Annotated in this window: 16 protein-coding genes; 6 read left to right on the forward strand and 10 right to left on the reverse strand. The window is 62.0% G+C overall.

The features are described from left to right. Positions 1-14 precede the first annotated feature (14 nt). From mtnC to OQE56_RS01365, 3 genes are all read right to left on the reverse strand, one after another. On the reverse strand, positions 15-701 hold the full coding sequence (gene mtnC / locus OQE56_RS01355) for an acireductone synthase (protein WP_267220798.1): 687 nt from the start codon (positions 699-701) through the stop codon (positions 15-17). A 161-nt stretch (positions 702-862) separates the two neighbouring features. Then, positions 863-1,426 carry a 1,2-dihydroxy-3-keto-5-methylthiopentene dioxygenase gene (locus OQE56_RS01360; protein WP_267220800.1) on the reverse strand — a complete coding sequence of 188 codons (564 nt, stop codon included), beginning with the start codon at positions 1,424-1,426 and terminating at the stop codon, positions 863-865. Further along, a complete protein-coding gene (locus OQE56_RS01365) occupies positions 1,423-2,070 on the reverse strand; it encodes a methylthioribulose 1-phosphate dehydratase (protein ID WP_267220802.1) in 648 nt (215 codons plus the stop codon). Before OQE56_RS01365 ends, OQE56_RS01360 begins: the two co-directional genes overlap by 4 nt. Before the next feature lie 165 nt (positions 2,071-2,235). Here OQE56_RS01365 and OQE56_RS01370 point away from each other — a divergent pair, with 165 nt between their 5' ends. Beyond that, a complete protein-coding gene (locus OQE56_RS01370; RefSeq protein ID WP_267220804.1) occupies positions 2,236-2,568 on the forward strand; it encodes a high-potential iron-sulfur protein in 333 nt (110 codons plus the stop codon). 522 nt (positions 2,569-3,090) lie between these two features. Here OQE56_RS01370 and OQE56_RS01375 read toward each other — a convergent pair. From OQE56_RS01375 to OQE56_RS01385, 3 genes are all read right to left on the reverse strand, one after another. Then, a complete protein-coding gene (locus OQE56_RS01375; protein WP_267220806.1) occupies positions 3,091-4,563 on the reverse strand; it encodes an amino acid permease in 1,473 nt (490 codons plus the stop codon). A gap of 86 nt (positions 4,564-4,649) precedes the next feature. Next, positions 4,650-6,155, reverse strand: coding sequence for an amino acid permease (locus OQE56_RS01380; RefSeq protein WP_267220808.1), 1,506 nt, complete (start codon positions 6,153-6,155; stop codon positions 4,650-4,652). Positions 6,156-6,359: 204 nt separating this feature from the next. Further along, a complete protein-coding gene (locus tag OQE56_RS01385; RefSeq protein WP_267220810.1) occupies positions 6,360-7,319 on the reverse strand; it encodes a hypothetical protein in 960 nt (319 codons plus the stop codon). Between the two features lie 170 nt (positions 7,320-7,489). Here OQE56_RS01385 and OQE56_RS01390 point away from each other — a divergent pair, with 170 nt between their 5' ends. Then, a complete protein-coding gene (locus OQE56_RS01390) occupies positions 7,490-8,029 on the forward strand; it encodes an NUDIX hydrolase (RefSeq protein WP_267220812.1) in 540 nt (179 codons plus the stop codon). Positions 8,030-8,057: 28 nt separating this feature from the next. On the opposite strand, the gene OQE56_RS01395 is transcribed toward OQE56_RS01390, so the two are convergent. From OQE56_RS01395 to OQE56_RS01410, 4 genes are all read right to left on the reverse strand, one after another. Then, the gene (locus OQE56_RS01395; RefSeq protein ID WP_267220814.1) at positions 8,058-8,582 is read right to left on the reverse strand and encodes a 3-hydroxyanthranilate 3,4-dioxygenase; all 525 of its coding nucleotides are present in this window, start codon (positions 8,580-8,582) and stop codon (positions 8,058-8,060) included. Between the two features lie 64 nt (positions 8,583-8,646). Continuing rightward, entirely contained in the window at positions 8,647-9,717 is a 1,071-nt protein-coding gene (locus OQE56_RS01400) for a PLP-dependent cysteine synthase family protein (RefSeq protein ID WP_267220815.1), read from the reverse strand. Positions 9,718-9,950: 233 nt separating this feature from the next. Then, positions 9,951-11,840 (reverse strand): DNA topoisomerase IV subunit B, encoded by a 1,890-nt coding sequence (gene parE, locus OQE56_RS01405; protein WP_267220817.1) that lies wholly within the window; start codon positions 11,838-11,840, stop codon positions 9,951-9,953. Between the two features lie 155 nt (positions 11,841-11,995). After that, positions 11,996-13,795, reverse strand: a complete 1,800-nt coding sequence (locus OQE56_RS01410; protein ID WP_267220819.1) for an aminopeptidase P family protein — start codon at positions 13,793-13,795, stop codon at positions 11,996-11,998. A 222-nt stretch (positions 13,796-14,017) separates the two neighbouring features. Between OQE56_RS01410 and cyoA the strand changes: the two genes are divergently transcribed. The 4 genes from cyoA to cyoD are packed head-to-tail and all read left to right on the forward strand — an operon-like array spanning position 14,018 to position 18,021. Further along, positions 14,018-14,977 carry a ubiquinol oxidase subunit II gene (cyoA, locus tag OQE56_RS01415; RefSeq protein ID WP_267220821.1) on the forward strand — a complete coding sequence of 320 codons (960 nt, stop codon included), beginning with the start codon at positions 14,018-14,020 and terminating at the stop codon, positions 14,975-14,977. A gap of 3 nt (positions 14,978-14,980) precedes the next feature. Continuing rightward, positions 14,981-17,005 carry a cytochrome o ubiquinol oxidase subunit I gene (gene cyoB / locus OQE56_RS01420; RefSeq protein WP_267220824.1) on the forward strand — a complete coding sequence of 675 codons (2,025 nt, stop codon included), beginning with the start codon at positions 14,981-14,983 and terminating at the stop codon, positions 17,003-17,005. A 3-nt stretch (positions 17,006-17,008) separates the two neighbouring features. After that, the gene (cyoC, locus tag OQE56_RS01425; RefSeq protein WP_267220825.1) at positions 17,009-17,647 is read left to right on the forward strand and encodes a cytochrome o ubiquinol oxidase subunit III; all 639 of its coding nucleotides are present in this window, start codon (positions 17,009-17,011) and stop codon (positions 17,645-17,647) included. Then, positions 17,647-18,021: a cytochrome o ubiquinol oxidase subunit IV gene (gene cyoD, locus OQE56_RS01430; protein ID WP_239950497.1), complete on the forward strand. Its 375-nt coding sequence runs from the start codon at positions 17,647-17,649 to the stop codon at positions 18,019-18,021. Before cyoC ends, cyoD begins: the two co-directional genes overlap by 1 nt. Positions 18,022-18,293 lie beyond the last annotated feature (272 nt).

Below are 18,293 nucleotides of genomic sequence, written 5' to 3' on the forward strand. Positions count from 1 at the left end.
GGCTCGCTGGCGAGTCAGAGAACGATGTCGTCGAAATGACGGTAAGCAGGGTGTCGCGGCGCTTCCGGCATGTCCAGCGGCGCACGCAGCAGCCAACCGGTGCGGAGGCCCGCAGCCTTGGCGGCATCCAGCTCTTCCACGATATCGGAGAGGAACAGAATGTGGCCGGGCTGCTCGCCGATCGCGGTGGCGATCTTTTCGTAGGACGTATGTTCGCGCTTGGGGCCGGTTTCGGTATCGAAATAGCCTGAGAACATCGGCGTCAGGTCGCCTGCTTCGCTGAAACGGAAGAACAGCTTCTGCGCCGGTACCGAACCCGATGAATAGACGTACAGATGGAGGCCATCGCCACGCCATGCATGGAGCTTGGCGGACACTTCCGGATAGACATGAGCCTGGAAGTCGCCGTTTTCGTAGCCTTCTTTCCAGATCATGCCCTGTAGCGCCTTGAGCGCCGTGGATTTGCGGTCCTCGTCGATCCAGCGCAGCAGCATCTCGATCACCTCTTGCCGCGGCGCCTCGATAATGCCGGCCTCTTTGGCGGCTTCGTGCAGCCAGTGCTGCACCTCGGGCGTATCGCCATGGGTCTCGACAAAGGCCGGGAGGCGCTTGCGCGCATAGGGAAACAGCACGTCCTTGACGAAACTGATCGAGCTGGTGGTGCCCTCGATATCGGTAACGATGGCGCGGATGACGGTCATGCGGGAAAGCCGGAATGCAGGGGCGACAAGCTTACCCGGCCCCGGGCGTCAGGGGCGAGTAGCGGAAGCCGGACGCATGACGTGGTCGATACCTGACCCAGCGGCGTGAAAGCCGGTACGGGCCGGTGGTCACCCCGGCTGGCGCCGGGATGACTGGCTATTCAGGCAGCCGCCGAGGCAAGGGGGATCATGCGGGGGAAGCGATCTGCGATGCTCTCGCCCGTGAACTGCGCCACCCAGCCTTCCTTGTTGGTGAACAGGCGGATAGCTACGAAGTAGGGCGATTCGCTCATGTCGAACCAGTGGCGGGTGCCGTCCGGGACGCCGATCAGGTCACCCTGTTCACACAGTACGTCGTAAACCTTGTCGCCCAGGTGCAAGGTGAACTGGCCGGCGCCGGCCACAAAGAAGCGCACCTCGTCTTCGCTGTGCGTGTGCTCGCTGAGAAACTTCTGGCGCAGCGTGGCGCGATCAGGGTGATCGGGCTTGAGGCTGATCACGTCGACGGCCTGGTAACCCTCTTCGGCCATCAGGCGATCGATATCGCTGCGATAGGCGGCGATGACTTCTTCCTGGCTGGCGCCCGGTGCAATTGGCTGACCGGCCTCCCAGCGCTCGAAACGCACGCCCATCTTCGCCAGTTCATGCGCGATGTCGGCGTGGTCGGTATGTACCGAAAGGGGAGTCTGGGGCTGGGTTTCGTTGAAAATGCGCAGACGACTCATGCCGACAACCTCCGGAGATCCAGTTCGCAGCCGAGCAGGAATTCCAGCGCCTCCAGGTGGCGGCGTGTCTCGGCCATGTCGCGGCCCCAGGTATAGATACCGTGGCCATTGATCAGATACGCGTGTAGCGGACGTCCCGAGTCGAGCCAGGCGTCGACCTGTGCCACCAGCTCGGGCATGTGCTGGGTATTGGGAAACACCGGAATCGCCAGCTCGGCATCGTGGGTGGTCTGGCCGGCGATGGCCTTCTGCAGCTCCCAGCCTTCCAGCTTCACCACGCCCTCCGCGGCGAATAGCCGCGATGCCACGCTCTGCGTGCGCGAGTGCGTGTGCAGCACCACCTGGATGTCGGGAAAGCGGCGATAGATCTGTGTATGAAGATCGGTTTCCGCGCTGGGCCGTGCGGGGGTACCCACCGCCTGACCCTGCATGTCGATCACCATGATGTCGTCACGCCCGAGCTTGCCCTTGTCGCGGCCGGAGATCGTGATAGCCGCGTGATCGCCATCAAGACGCATGGAGAAATTGCTGCTGGTGGCCGGCGTCCAGCCCGCAGCGGCAAGTTCGCGCGCCGCATCGGCAATGGCGTCGGCGCGCTGCGCAAACAGCTCGGCTGAAATGGTGGAGGGAAGAACCTGGCTCATGATGTATGGACGTCCAAATGAGTTGACACTATATCACGGCCGTTTTCTGCCATTGGCCGAAAATGCGATCCATTCTCACAGCCCATTTTTCAGGCGAGTAGCATTCGGGGGAGTTCGGCCACGGGCGTGGCGGACGAGCACACTTTAGGGACGGAGATTGAATCCATGTCGCACGAGAAAGATATTGAATCGCGTCGTCGTTTTCTCAAGGCTGCCGCCGGGACCGCCGCAGCCGCCGTGGTGATGGGTGGCCTGCCGCGTTTCGCCCATGCAGCGGATCTGCCGCATCTGGCTGAATCGGACGCGACCGCGAAGGCGCTGGGTTACGTCGAAGACGCCAGCAAAACCACTGACGCAAAGCGCAAGGCAGGCGATACCTGCGCCAACTGTCAGTTCTACACCGGTGGCGCGTCGGGTTTTGGTCCGTGTCAGCTGTTCCCGGGCAAGGCCGTCAGCTCGAAGGGCTGGTGCGTGTCGCACGCTCCCAAGAAAGCCTGATCTCTACGCTCGCTGCACGATGCAAGGCCGGCCATGGTGCCGGCCTTTGCTTTTCTTAAGAGTCGATAACGAAACTATCGCGCCTTCGTAAGACGGAGTACTCGTTACGTTTTGTTATCGGCTCGAATGGCGCAGTCATCGCGCGTACGCGCAATGCGCCGAACGCACGCACATGTGCTCTTCGTGTTTGCATCGAAGTGGAACTCGAACCGAAGAACTTCGGTGAGTAGAAGATGCTGCCCAGACGCGTCAGGCCGAGGAGCTGACCCGCCTGACGCGCCGGGCGGCAATCCGGGGCCCACTGCCAAGTGATCAACCCACGGAGCACAGATGATACTCCTGGCGGGGCAGTTTGGGGCCCGCAAACGCCAAATTTTTCTCGAAAAACTCTCGTTAAAATGAGAAAAATCAAATAGTTACAGTGTAATTGCGGACTGGGCCTCACGAATGATCGCCAACAGGCGACCATTCGTTCCTCAGAGCTTGGTCAGGCGGATTTGGCTGTTTCGGCGAAATTGGCGCTTATTCGCCGACGATACCCGGTTCTTGGCCAGCTGCCGGGGCGTGGAGCCGGCTGTGGCGGATGCCGTAGCCGAAATAAATACCCAGACCGACCACTGTCCAGATGATCATCAACAGCCAGTTAAACCAGGACATGGCGCCCAGCAGGGCCAGGCAGCTGAGCACGCCGGCCGGGCAGATGAACCAAGCCCACGGCACGCGGAAACCACGATGCAATTGCGGCGCGGTGTAACGCAGGATCAGCACGCCAGCGCACACGGCCACAAAGGCGATCAGTGTGCCCATTGAGGTGAGATCGGCCAGCAGATCCAGCGGAAACACGGCGGCAAGAATGGCGATGCCGATACCGGTGATGACCGTGTTGATGTGCGGCGTGCGGTGCTTTGGGTGAATGCGATTGAATACCGGCGGCAGCAGACCGTCACGCGCCATGATCATGAAGATGCGTGGCTGCGCGATGATCATCACCAGAATCACCGATGACAGGCCAATCATCGCGCCGATTTCCACGATGAGGCGCAACCAGCCGAGTTGCGGGTGGTTCTTGATGGCGGTGACGACCGGTTCGCTGGTGCCAAGCTCCGTGTAGGAGATGAGGCCGGTGAGCACCGCAGCCATCGCCAGGTACAACACGGTGCAGATGACCAGCGACACCAGCGTGCCAAACGGCAGATCGCGCTGCGGGTTTTTGCATTCCTGCGCCGCGGTAGATGTCGCCTCAAAACCGATATAGGCGAAGAAGACCATGGCCGCACCGCGCATGATGCCGGACCAGCCGTACTTGCCGGGGGCTTCATTGGCAGGAATGAACGGGTGCCAGTTGGCGGGGTCGATGTAGCGGTAGCCAGCAACCACCACAATGATGATCAGGCCGACCTTAAGTCCCACCATCAACACGTTGAGGCCGGCCGATTCACGAATGCCGACGTAGCAAAGCCAGGTGAGCGCCAGCACGATAGCCACGGCTGGCAGGTTCATCAGATGTCCGGTGGTCACCAGATGCCCGTCGGTGAACGCGAGCGGCGCTTCGGTCAGCGCCTTCGGAAGATGAATGCCCATGTGGTCGAGCAGACTGGTGAAATAGCCGGTCCAGCTCGCGGCCACCGCCGACGCAGAGATGCCGTATTCCAACACCATGTTCCAGCCGATAAACCAGGCCACCAGCTCGCCGAGTGTGGCGTAGGCGTAGGAATACGAGCTGCCTGAGATCGGAATCAGCGTGGCGAACTCGGCATAGCACAGAGCGGTGAAGCCGCTGCAGATCGCCGCAAGAATGAACGAGATCAGCACGGCGGGGCCAGCATGCTCCGCGGCTGCCTGGCCGGTGACCACGAAAATGCCCGTGCCGATGACGGCACCAATGCCCAACGCGGTGATGCCCCAGGGTCCCAGCGTGCGCCGCAAGGTGGGGCCATGCTTGGCGTCGTCAGCGTCGGAAAAGTCGGTTTTGCGGGCGAATAGCTGTTTGAGCATGCGTTGGTCTGGAGAGGCGAGGGGCGTTGAATGCACCGTCGATAGAAACGACAGGGCCGGCGACATCGCCGGCCCTGGAACGCGGATCAGGCATTCTGCTTGCGCAGTTTGCTATGAGCGTAGCCGTAGAAGAAGTAGATCAGCATACCGATGGTGGTCCAGCCGAGCATGAGCGGCCAGTTGGCACGGAACGATTGCCAGAACAGGTATAGGCAGATCAACGCGCCGAAGATGCTCACGAACCACACGCCTGGAGCACCACCAGGCACGCGGAACGAGCGCGGCAGCTCCGGGCGGGTGTAGCGCAGAATCAGCACGCCAATGCACACGGTGGTGAAGGCCAGCAGGGTGCCCATCGATACCAGCTCACCCAGAATGCTCACCGGGAACAGGCCCGCCAGGACCCCCGCGGTCACGCCTGCGATGATGGTGGCCACGTGCGGGGTGCGGTGCGAAGCATGCACGCGCCCCATCCGTGAAGGCAGCAAACCGTCGCGCGCCATGCTGAAGAAGATGCGCGAAGTGCCTAGCAGCATCACCAGAATTACCGACGAAAGTCCGGCCAGCGCGCCGAAAGACACAATGGCTTTCAGCCAGGTCAGTTGCGGATACAAGTTCAGCGCCGTGGCCACCGGTTCCGGCGTGCCCAGCAGGTGGTATGGCGCAATGCCGGTAAGCGTCAGCGCCATCGCGATGTACAGCACCGTGCAGATAAGCAGCGAGCCGAGGATGCCGATGGGCATGTCACGCTGCGGGTTCTTGGCCTCGCCTGCGGCGGTCGACACGGCGTCGAAGCCCACGTAGGCGAAGAACACCAGCACGGCAGCGCGGAAGATACCGCTATAGCCGAAGCGACCCGGAGCTTCCTGCGGCGGAATGAACGGGTGCCAGTTCGCCGGATTGATGTAACGGAACGCGAAGATCAGGAACAGCGTAATCACCGTCACCTTGATGGTCACGATCACCGAATTGACGAACGTGGACTGGGTGATGCCGCGGTAGCAGAGCAGGGTGAGTGCGGTCACGATCAACACGGCGGGCACATTGACCAGTGCGCCGGTCTGCACGATCTGGTGCGTATCGGTGAATTTCAGCGGCGCGGTGGACAGATAGTCCGGCAGCCTCAGCGACATCCCGGTCCAGTGACCGAGAATAGAGAGGCATTCGTTGAAATAGCCCGACCAGCTGGCCGCCACGGTGGCCACGGCGAACAGGTACTCCAGAACGAGGTTCCAGCCGATGAACCAGGCCACGATCTCGCCCAGCGTGGCATACGAGTAGGCGTAGGCACTGCCGGAAACCGGAATCATCGCGGCGAATTCGGCGTAGCAAAGACCGGCGAAGGCGCAGGCGATGCCGGCGACAATGAAGCTGATGACCAGGGCAGGGCCGGCATGCTCGGCGGCGGCCTGACCGGTGATCACGAAGATGCCCGCGCCGATGACGGCGCCGATGCCCAACGTAATCAGGTGGCGAGCTGTGAGCACTCGCTTGAGGCTGGTTTCGCCTTGCAGGCTGTCATGGGGCAATTCGCCCGCGTCGACGTGTGGCGACGCCTGAATCGGATGCGTCGCGAACAGGTTTTTCAGCATGTCTCTCCCCTACCGCCTGTCGTAGTTCTTTCGTTTTTAAAAGCGTAAGACCGTGACTTTCGCCATGGTTGGTACGCCGCTATCCCGGCGACGACAGGCCACCATATCCCAGCGGGGCGCGCAGGCACAAGTTGCACTGCGGATAGCCCGGTAGCCTGTCATTTTTCGCTATTTGGCAGCCTGGACGGTGCATGGCGTCATTCGTCAGAGCGCCATATTCAGTGCCACCTGAGGTGCCCAGTAGGCCGGACTGTTGTGCCCGGCAATGCTGATTTGTGCACCAAAGATCAGGCCTACCGATGCGTTGAAGTTGTATTCCACCGCCGGGGCCACGCTGTAACTCCAGTGGGGGCCATTGCGTTGCGTCGCGTCGGTGCATCCTTGAGCGGGCAGACATTGCTGGCCATCGACTTTTGTTCCGTTCTGATGATCCCAGGTGAAGTCAGCGGCCAGTACCCAGTGCCGATCGAGACCGTATTCAACGGACGCTGTGGCGCCAAGCGATGTGCCCCGTTTGGCCGTACCCTGGAAGCCTACCGGCGTTCCATGAGTGCTTACGTCGTTAATGCGCACCCGCGATGGTGATGGCCCCCAGGCCAACAGAGCGCGGATGCGCAAAGGATGGTTGTTGGGAAGCCAGAACAACTGCTGCGCAAACACCGATAGCCGATTGGCCGATGAGCCTGTGCCGGTGCCGTTGAGTGGGTTGTCGCCAAGTTGGTGGTAGGCGCCAGTAGGGAACACGTGGGTGTAGCCCACCGATACGGCGGGTCCCGTGCCATCCGGTTGGGGCGCGACAAGCATGTATTGCAGCGTCAGCGAGGTGTCAGTGAGCCGCATGCCATCGCTGTGGGATTTGCCTGAAGCGTTATATGCGTTGCCGACAACGAGCTGACCATTCAGCCTGTCGGTGATGCCGATCGTGAAGGGCGCCAGCAGCAACCACTGGTGTGATCCAGGATGATTCGAATGACGGTCGCCCCGGTCGTCGTAGAAAGCGTGCGACTCGGTATAAATGAGATAGGGCTCAAGGACGGCCACGCCTGCCGGAAGTGCGGACGCATTCGGTGTCACCAAGGGGCCGGTGAAATGGGCCTCGGGATGTGTGGCGGTGGCTGTCGTGGTCACGCAAAGCGTGAGTAGGATGGCGGAGGCCTTGCGCATGTGCTGACTCGTTCCGGTGAGAGCGAAGCGATGGGAGCCCGTGCTTTTTGTGCGAACGGCATTTGATGCTAGGGGGCCGGAACGCTGCGCTTCTATCGGCGCAACCTGAAATAATGGGTAGGCCAATCGAGCGATTTGCGCACCGGTAACTCCTGACAAAGATGTCCTCCATGACTCCTCTGCTTCGTCTGTTTCACGACTACGCTCAACAATGGCCTGATGAGGCCGATCCAGCTCACTTCGTCGATTTCCTGGCAGTGGGCACGCACGGTTTCGTTCGCGAAAACCTCGAAGGGCATTTCACGGGTTCGGCATGGTTGGTCAGTGCCGATGGCGAGCGTGTTCTGTTGACGCATCACCGGAAGCTGGGGCGCTGGCTGCAGCTGGGCGGACATGCCGACGGTGATCTCGATTTGTCGAGCGTCGCCCTGCGCGAGGCGGAGGAGGAGTCAGGCCTGGATGATCTGAACGTCGAGGCCGCGCCGTTTGATATGGATCGCCATCGCATTCCGGCGCGCGGCGATGAGCCCGAGCATTGGCATTACGACGTGCGTTATGTCGTCAGGGCGGGCGCGAATGAGCAGTTTCAGATCAGCGAAGAATCCCATGCGCTGGCCTGGTGCTCCATTCGCGAGATCGCCGAGAACCCCTCCAGCGACGTGTCGCTGCGGCGCATGGCGCACAAATGGCTAAAGCGCCATCGGTCCTGATGCCATCTTCGGATAGCCGGGAGCCAGATTAATCGATGTACTTGGACGGCGCTGAGTTGAGGTAACCGCATTCCACGCAGGTGCGCGCGTCGATGGAGCGATAGAAACGCTCAAAGACCGGCGGGAAATCGTGTTCGATGCTGTCGAGGGTGAAGTACTCCTCATACAGCTTGTGGTTGCAGCGTTCGCAGTACCACATCAGGCCATCTTTCTCGCCGGCGAGGCGGCGGCGTTCGATGACCAGCCCGATGGAGTCAGGCATGCGTTGTGGCGAGTGCGGTACGCAGGGCGGCAGGTAGAACAGTTCGCCGGCACGTATCGGGATGTCACGGGCCACGCCATCGTCCTGCACCTTCAGCACCATCTCGCCTTCGAGCTGATAGAAGAACTCGGGGCCTTCATCGTAGTGATAGTCGGTGCGGGCATTGGGGCCGCCCACGATCATGACAATGAAATCGCCATCCACAATGCACTTGTTGCCGACCGGTGGTTTGAGCAGATGACGGTGCTCGTCGATCCAGCGCTTCATGTCGATGGGAGGCGTCAGAGCCATGGTTCATTCCGTAGGAAGGTGGGTACCGGGTACGACAATGGGACCAAAGTGTAGGGAGGGGGGCCTAGTCGATCCAGCGCCCTTCGTTAACCACCACGGTCAGTCGCGCCAATTCACCGGACAGATCCAGGTTTTCCCTGGCAATCCACGCCTCATCGTAATACGTATCGCTATAGCGGTCCCCGCCGTCGCAGATCAGAGTGACCACCGGGCCGCGTTCGCCGCTGGCATTGAGTTCGGCCATCAGTTGCAGCGCACCCACCAGGTTGGTGCCGGTGGAGCCGCCGCAGCGGCGTCCCAGCAGGGTTTCCAGCAGGCGCAAGGCAGCAATCGAGGCGGCGTCAGGCACCCGCATCATGCGGTCGATGACGCCGGGCATGAAGGAAGGCTCCACTCGTGGCCGGCCGATGCCTTCAATACGTGAGCCGCGCGAGAGCTGCAGGCTCGCATCCCTGCTGCGGTAGTAGTCGTAGAACACGGAGTGTTCGGGATCGACCACCGCCAGCCTGACCAGGCCGTGCTCGCCGCAGCGGTAGCGAATGTAGCGGCCGATGGTGGCCGAGGTGCCGCCGGTGCCCGCGGGTACCACGATCCAGCGCGGATCAGGGTCGGGCTCGCGCTGCATCTGGCGAAAAATCGATTCGGCGATGTTGTTGTTGCCGCGCCAGTCGGTGGCGCGCTCGGCGTAGGTGAACTGGTCCATGTAGTGACCGTTGAGCTCACCGGCTAGCCGCTGCGCCGCGCCGTACACATCCGTGTCGTCGATGAAGTGGCAATGCCCGCCGAAAAATTCGATCTGGGCCACCTTGTCGCGAGACGTGCTGCGAGGCATGACGGCAAAAAAGGGCAGGCCGAGCAGACGCGCGAAATACGCTTCGGATATGGCCGTGCTGCCGCTGGAGGCTTCAACCACGGGCCGGCCTTCCTCCAGCCAACCGTTGCAGATGGCATACAGAAACAGCGAGCGCGCCAGCCGATGCTTGAGGCTGCCTGTGGGGTGGACGGATTCGTCCTTGAGGTAGAGCGGAATGCCGGGGAAGGCGGGGAGATCGAGGCGGATCAGATGCGTGTCGGCCGAGCGATGGGCTTCGGCTTCGAGCGTTTGGATCGCGCGGCGGGTCCAGGCGGCATGCATCGCGAAAGATTAGCAATCGCGGGTGAAGGTGCCGTTGATGTGGATCAGTGCGCAGCTTTGCTCCCTCTCCCCTTTGGGGAGAGGGTTGGGGTGAGGGGTGGGTGCTCGCGAAAGGCTCTACTGACGAAGCCGCTTTATGCGTGCATGGACGTCAAAAGCGATGACATGGGAAACCGGGGCAAGATTGGCCCCTCACCCCAGCCCTCTCCCCGGAGGGGAGAGGGAGCAAAGGCTCAGACTTCGAGGGTGGCCAGGTCGCCCTTTTCTTCCAGCCATGCCTTGCGGTCACTTGCGCGCTTCTTGGCCAGCAGCATGTCCATGAGCTTGGTGGTGCCGTCGTCGCTCTCGACAGTGAGCTGCACCAGTCGGCGGGTGTCGGGGTGGATGGTCGATTCGCGCAATTGCCCCGGGTTCATTTCGCCCAGACCCTTGAAGCGGGTGGTGCTGACCTGACCCTTCATCTTTTCGCGCTGCACGCGCTCGAGCATCGCGTTCTTTTCGTTTTCGTCCAGGCAGTAGAACACCTGCTTGCCCACGTCCACGCGGAACAGCGGCGGCATGGCCACAAACACGTGACCCTCGCGTACCAGCGCGGGGAAGTGCTTGAGGAACAGCGCGCTCAGCAACGTCGCGATATGCAGGCCATCGGAGTCAGCATCCGCAAGGATGATCACTTTGCCGTAACGCAGGCCCGAAAGATCGTCCTTGCCCGGGTCGCAGCCGATGGCGACGGCAAGGTTGTGCACTTCTTCCGACGCGAGCACCGAGCCGGACTCGACTTCCCAGGTGTTGAGAATCTTGCCGCGCAACGGAAGGATCGCCTGGAACTCCTTGTCACGTGCCTGCTTGGCACTGCCACCTGCCGAGTCACCTTCCACCAGAAACAACTCAGTGCGGGTCAGGTCGGTGGCGGTGCAGTCGGCCAGTTTGCCGGGCAGGGCAGGGCCTTGCGTGATCTTCTTGCGTACCACCTGCTTCGCAGCCTTCATGCGTGCGCTGGCGCGCTCGATGGCGAGCTGCGCGATACGTTCGCCCAGATCGACGTGCTGGTTGAGCCACAGGCTGAAGGCATCATGGATCACACCTTCGACCATGCCCGCGGCGTTGCGCGAAGACAGGCGCTCCTTGGTCTGGCCGGCGAACTGCGGATCCTGCAGCTTGGTGGAGAGCACGAAGGCAAGGCGCTCCCACACGTCTTCTGGCGCCAGCTTCACGCCGCGCGGCAGCAGGTTGCGGAAATCGCAGAATTCGCGGATCGCATTGGTGAGGCCCGAACGCAGGCCGTTCACGTGCGTGCCACCCTGCGCGGTGGGAATGAGGTTGACGTAACTTTCCTGCACCAGCTCGCCTTCGGGTACCCAGGCGAGCGCTACGTCGAGACCGTCGGCCTCGCGCTGCACGTGGTGCACGAACAGCTCGGCCGGGATGGCTTCGGCGCCGGACAGCTCGTCGCGCAGGTAATCGCGCAGGCCGTCTTCGTAGTACCACTCGTTGACGTCGCCGGTGGCTTCGTCGACCAGCTTGACGTTGAGACCGGCGCAAAGCACGGCCTTGGCGCGCAGCAGGTGGCGCAGCTTGCCGAGCGAGATCTTCGGCGAATCGAAGTACTTCGGATCGGCCCAGAAGCGCACGGTGGTGCCGGTCTTCTTTTTGGGTACGGTGCCGATCACTTCGAGTTCGCTGGCGCGGTCGCCATTCTCGAAGGCCATGCGGTATTCGTTGCCGTCACGGCGGATGGTGACTTCCACGCGGTTGGACAGCGCGTTCACCACCGACACACCCACGCCGTGCAGACCGCCGGAGAAGTTGTAGTTCTTGCCGGAGAATTTGCCACCCGCATGCAAGCGCGTGAGGATCAGCTCGACACCCGGCACGCCTTCTTCCGGATGGATGTCCACCGGCATGCCGCGGCCGTCGTCAGTCACTTCGACCGAGCCGTCGGTGTGCACGATGACTTCCAAGGTCTTGGCGTGACCGGAGATGGCCTCGTCCACCGAGTTGTCGATCACTTCCTGCGCCAGATGGTTCGGGCGGGAGGTGTCCGTGTACATGCCGGGGCGGCGCTTGACCGGATCAAGGCCAGAAAGGACTTCAATGTCGGCGGCGTTGTAGCGACTGCTCATGTGAGGGCGTTCAGCGTGGTTAAGCGGGGGAGGATGGGGGGACCGGGCGGGGCGGTCAAGCGTTTCCGGAAACCCTTGCAGGAGCGCACTTGTGCGCGACCCGGAGCACCTGGCCGCCGATCGCGCACAAGTGCGCTCCTATAAACAATAAAGCGTCAGAGCGGGGCGCAATGCCGCTCCAGCCAGGCCAGGTCCGCGTCTTCCAGCAGGGGCGACAAGGCCGCTCGCACGGTGGCGTGGTAGTCGTCCAGCCAGGCGCGCTCTTCGGGGTTGAGCAGGCCCGGCTCCAGCGCGCGGCGGTCAAACGGGCACAGGGTCAGCGTCTCGAAGGCGTAGAACTCGCCAAACTCCGTTTTGTCCGCCTCGACCACCACCGCCAGATTCTCATGGCGGATGCCGTGACGGCCCGGCTTGTACAGGCCTGGCTCGATCGAGGTGATCATGCCCGGCTCCAGTGACACCAGTGTGGCGCCCGAGGCGGGCGGGCGGATGCCGTGCGGGCCTTCATGCACATTAAGAAAGTAACCCACGCCGTGACCGGTGCCATGGCCGTAGTCCATGCCGCTGGCCCACAGCGGGGCCCGGGCAAGGGCGTCGAGCTGCGGGCCGCTGGCGCCCTTGGGGAAGCGGGCCCGGCTGAGCGCGATCATGCCTTTCATCACCATGGTGGCGTCACGCCGCTGTTCGATGGTGGTTTCGCCGAGCGCGAGCACGCGCGTGATATCGGTAGTGCCGCCGAGATATTGCCCGCCGGAGTCAACCAGCAACAGGCCTTGTGGTTTCAGCGTGCTGTGCGCTTCCGGTGTGGCGCGATAGTGGGGCAGTGCACCGTTAGCCTGATAGCCGGCAATGGTGGAAAAGCTCTCGCCGACAAAATTCGGTTGGGCCGCGCGCTCTTCGCGCAGTAGTGAGTCCACGTCCAGCTCGGTCTGCGTTACGCCGGCGGTGACGCGTTCTTCCAGACGCCGGAACGCGCGCGCCAACGCCGCGCCGTCACGGCGCATCACGTCGCGGATGTGCTCCAGTTCCGCCTCGGTCTTGCGTGCCTTGAACAGCGTGGATGGATTCGCGGCATCAACGATCTGCGTTGAGGCAGGGATGGCCGAGGCGATGGCTACCACCACACGGCCACTGTCGAGCAGCAGGCGATCTTTCGCGCCGAGTTCGGAGAGCGCATCGGTAATGGTTGCGTAGTCGGCGATGCGCACCTGATCGGCCTGGAGTGCGCTCACCAGCGCATCGGTAAGCTTGCCGCGGCCGACAAACAGCGTGGCGTGGCCTTCCGCTTGCACCAGCAGATGGGCAAGAAACACCGGATTGCACTCGACATCGCTGCCGCGCAGGTTGGTCAGCCACGCAATGTCATCCAGGCTGGAGACCACATGGTGCGTGGCGCCCAGCTTGCGCATGGCCGTACGCAGCCGTCCCAGCTTCTCGCTGCGCGGCTGAGTGGCGTAGCGCTGCGGGTGTTCCACCACAGGGGCGGTGGGCAGGGGCGGGCGGTCCGGCCAGATCAGGGCAGGCAGGTCGAGATCGGTGCGCAGGTGAGCGCCGGTGCTTTCGAGGCGGCGCTCCAGCTGGCGTGCGGTAGCCACGGAAAGACTGTCGCCCGCCACGGCAAGCGTCTGTCCCGGCTGAAGATGGTGTTGCAACCACTCCATGTGCTCGGGAGCGTGCGCCACCCGCTGCTTCATCAGTTCTATGCCGGTTCCGGTGAGCTCGTGGGCGGCCTGCGCAAAGTAGCGCCCATCGGTCCACAGGCCGGCATGATCCTGGGTCACCACCAGCGTGCCGGCCGAGCCGGTAAAGCCGGACAGCCAGGTACGGGCCTGCCAATGGGGCGGCAAGTACTCGGAGAGGTGCGGATCAGCGGTGGGAATGAGGCAGGCGGCGATGCCGTGTTGCTGCATGGCATGACGCAGTGCGGCCAGTTTGACGGGCTTGGTGTGGTCCATCGGGGCATGGTAGCAGGGGCCGCGGACACCGAATTTTCTTTGGTTTTCGACCAAGGTCGACGGTCGAATGCGGGTGCACGCACTTGCATTTGCAAGTCAAGTCGCCGCACTGGTGTGCGCAGGATTTTGCTCCTGCGGCATTGTGTCTCAAGGATCTTCAAAGACGCGCGCAAATCGCTAGCATGCCGCGTCCCCACGCTGTGCCCCAGGTAGTCAGTGAATATGCATGCCCTCATTTCGCGCTTGCGCTACGCAAGCGTCGGCGTCGCTGTGCTTCTCAGCGGTTGCAATCTGGAAGTTCTCACGCCCAAGGGCGATATCGGCGCCCAGGAAAAGTCGCTGATCCTGATCGCGCTGGGCCTGATGGCCATTGTGGCGATCCCCGTCATCGCGATGACGCTGTGGTTCCCCTGGCGCTACCGCTCCGGTAACAAGAAGGCCACCTACACGCCGAACTGGTCGCACTCGACCAAGATTGAGGTGGTGGTGTGGACCATCCCGGCCATCATCATCGTCATCCTGGCGAGCATCACCTGGACCAGCTCGCATGCGCTGGATCCATATAAGCCGCTTGAGTCCGAGGCCAAGCCGGTGACGGTGCAGGTCGTGTCGATGGACTGGAAGTGGCTGTTCGTCTATCCGGAATACGGCGTGGCCTCGGTGAACGAGCTGGCCTTCCCGACCGATCGCCCGGTGAATTTCCAGATCACCTCCGACTCGGTGATGAATGCCTTCTTCATTCCGCAGCTGGGCAGCCAGATCTACGCCATGGCCGGCATGGAGACCAAGTTGCATCTGATCGCGCGTGAGCCGGGCACCTATGAGGGCCTGTCGTCCAACTTCAGTGGCGAAGGCTTCTCGGATATGCACTTCAAGGCCATCGCCACCACCGAAGATGGCTTCAAGGACTGGATCGCCAAGGCCAAGGCCACGCCGCTCACGCTCGATGCCGACAGCTACAAGTCGCTGGCGCAGCCCAGCGAGAAGGCGCCGGTGGCTTACTACGGCACCGTGACGCCGGGCCTGTTCGCCAGCGTCGTCAACAAGCACATGGGCGAGATGTCTCATGAGGCTGCCAACCACGGCGAGATGCCGATGGAAGGCATGCAGATGGACATGCACCACCACGAGGACGGGGACGCGGTGTCCTCGAACATCACCCCGGCCAAGGCAGAGAAGTAAGCCATGTTTGGAAAGCTCACTCTTGACGCGATCCCGTATCACGAGCCGATCGTGATGGGCACGCTCGTCGCCGTCATTCTTGGCGGTCTGGCGATGCTCGCCGTCATCACCAAGTTCCGTCTATGGGGTTACCTGTGGAAGGAATGGTTCACCTCGGTGGACCATAAGAAGATCGGCATCATGTACATCATCGTGGCGCTGGTCATGCTGCTGCGTGGCTTCTCCGATGCCATCATGATGCGCATGCAGCAAGCCATGGCCGCCGGTGAATCGGCCGGCTATTTGCCGCCGCATCACTTCGATCAGGTGTTCACCGCGCACGGTGTCATCATGATTTTCTTCGTGGCCATGCCGTTCATCACGGGTCTGATGAACATGGTGGTGCCGCTGCAGATCGGCGCACGCGACGTGGCCTATCCGTTCCTGAACTCGCTCAGCTTCTGGCTGTTCATGTCGGGCGTGGTGCTGGTGATGGTGTCGCTGTTCGTCGGCGACTTCGCTGCAACCGGCTGGCTCGCTTATCCGCCGCTCTCGGGCATCAAGTACAGCCCAACAGTAGGTGTGGATTACTACATCTGGTCACTGCAGTTGTCTGGCCTGGGTACCACGCTGAGCGGCATCAACTTCATCGTCACCATCATGAAGATGCGTGCCCCTGGCATGACGCTGATGAAGATGCCGGTGTTCACGTGGACCGCACTGGTCACCAACATCCTGATCGTGGCCGCGTTCCCGATCCTGACGGTGACGCTGGCACTGCTCACGGCCGATCGCTATCTCGACATGCACTTCTTCACGAACGAGCTTGGCGGCAACGCCATGATGTACGTGAATATGATCTGGATCTGGGGTCACCCGGAGGTCTACATCCTGATCCTGCCGTGCTTCGGCGCGTTCTCGGAAATCGTTGCCACGTTCTCCAAGAAGCCGTTGTTTGGCTACACGTCGATGGTGTATGCCACTTCGTGCATCGGCGTGCTCTCGTTCGTGGTGTGGCTGCACCACTTCTTCACCATGGGCTCGGGTGCCAACGTCAATGCCTTCTTCGGCATTACGACGATGATCATCTCAGTGCCCACCGGCGCAAAGCTGTTCAACTGGCTGTTCACCATGTATCGCGGTCGGGTGCAGTTCACCGTGCCGATGCTGTGGACGGTGGGTTTCATGGTCACCTTTGTGATCGGCGGCGTCACCGGCGTGCTGTTGGCTGTGCCGGGTGCGGACTTCTTGCTGCACAACAGCGTGTTCCTGATCGCGCACTTCCACAACGTGATCATTGGCGGCGTGGTGTTCGGCGTGTTCGCGGCTATCAACTACTGGTTCCCGAAGGCCTTCGGCTTCCGTCTCAATGAGTTCTGGGGCAAGGCTTCCTTCTGGTGCTGGCTGGTCGGCTTCTGGATGGCCTTTGCGCCGCTGTACGTGCTCGGCCTGAAGGGCATGACGCGTCGCATGAACCATTACGCCAATCCGGATTGGCAGCCGTTCCTGATCGTCGCCGCCCTAGGCGCCGCGGTGATCGCGCTGGGCATCTTCTGCACCCTCGTGCAGTTCTATGTCTCCATCCGTGACCGCAAGAAGCTCACCGATCCCAGCGGCGACCCGTGGGGTGGCCGCACCCTGGAGTGGGCGATCAGCTCGCCCGCGCCGTTCTACAACTTCGCCATCGTTCCCCAGATCAAAGAGCTGGACCAGTTCTGGGAAGACAAACAAAACGGAGTCGCTTACGTGCAACCTGCCAAGTACGAAGACATCCATATGCCCCGCAACACCGGCGTCGGTGTGGTCATGGGCGCGTTCGGTACGGTCCTGGGATTTGCCCTGGTGTGGCATATCTGGTGGCTGGCGGCCGTGGGCCTGCTGGGCATGATCGGTGCGTTCATCGTTCGCGCCTATGACCGTGACATCGATTACTGGGTGCCGGCGGCCGAGGTCGAGAAGATCGAGCGCTCGCGCCACGCGCAGCTCCAGCAGTTCCAGACCACGCAGGTGGCTCCGGTGGCCGCGCCGCAGCGTCAGAAGGTGGCGTAACCCATGAGCAGTGCAGCAGTTCGCGCCAGCCACGGCGCACACGACGACGTCCTCCACGGCGGGGGCGTCGATCACCATCACCACGACGATGGATCCAAGACCCTGCTGGGGTTCTGGATCTATCTGATGAGCGACTGCCTGATCTTCTCGGGCCTGTTCGCGACGTTTGCCGTGCTGGCTAACAGCACGGCGGGCGGTCCCACCGGCAAGGAATTGTTCGAGCTGCCGTACGTGCTCGGCGAGACCATGCTGCTGCTGATCTCGTCGGTCACTTTCGGCATGGCCATGCTCAACATGCATGCCGGCAAGAAGGGAGGTGTGGTGGCGTGGCTGGCGGTGACCTTCCTCTTCGGTGCCGGCTTCATCGGCATGGAAGTGTATGAGTTCGCCAAGCTCGTCCATGAAGGCGCCGGCCCGAGCACCAGTGCGTTCCTGTCCAGCTACTTCACGCTGGTGGGTACGCACGGCCTGCACGTCACCTGCGGCCTGATCTGGCTGGTCGTGATGATGGACCAGATCCGCCGCTTCGGCCTGACCGATGCTACCCAGCGTCGCCTGTCGTGCCTGAGTCTGTTCTGGCACTTCCTGGACATCGTCTGGATCTGCGTCTTCACCTTTGTTTATCTGCGGGGGGCCATCTGATGTCCGGCAACCACCATTCCCACGACGCCCACCATGGCGCCGAGCATGCTGATCACGGCAGCACCAAGTCCTATGTCGTCGGCTTCGTGCTGTCGGTAGTGCTGACGCTGGCGTCCTTCGGTGTGGTCATGAGCGGCAAGGTTCCGCACGACCTGATGATGCCGGGCATCATCGTGTTCGGTGTGGCCCAGCTCATCGTCCAGCTGAAGTATTTCTTGCATATGGGTCTGTCGCCGTCCCAGCGCAGCAATTTCGCCATCATGCTGTTCACTCTGCTGATCCTGGCCATCGTGGTGGTCGGCTCGCTGTGGGTGATGCACAACATGAACGCGAACATGATGCATCCGACCTCCCAGATGATGCCGGTGGAGTAAGCCCAGTTCTGGGTTGGAGCGACAAAGGCGCCTGCGGGCGCCTTTGTTTTTTCGGATCGGGGGCGGCGTCGCGGCGGCTTTGGACTTCGATTCTCACGCTCGTCATTCCGGCCTACGCCGGAATGACGGCGGGGGATAGGTGGGGTGCGCGGGAGCGGGCGACGGGCCTTCGCCAGGGCCCCTAAGTTGAACAAGTCAGTCATTTAGCCTTTTCAAGCCCTCGCGGCCGAAGCGTTCTTCCTCTAAAATGCCGATTTCCAGCACGGCTGCAT

This window comes from Dyella silvae (assembly GCF_026421305.1).
GTDB classification, from domain to species: Bacteria; Pseudomonadota; Gammaproteobacteria; order Xanthomonadales; family Rhodanobacteraceae; genus Dyella; species Dyella silvae.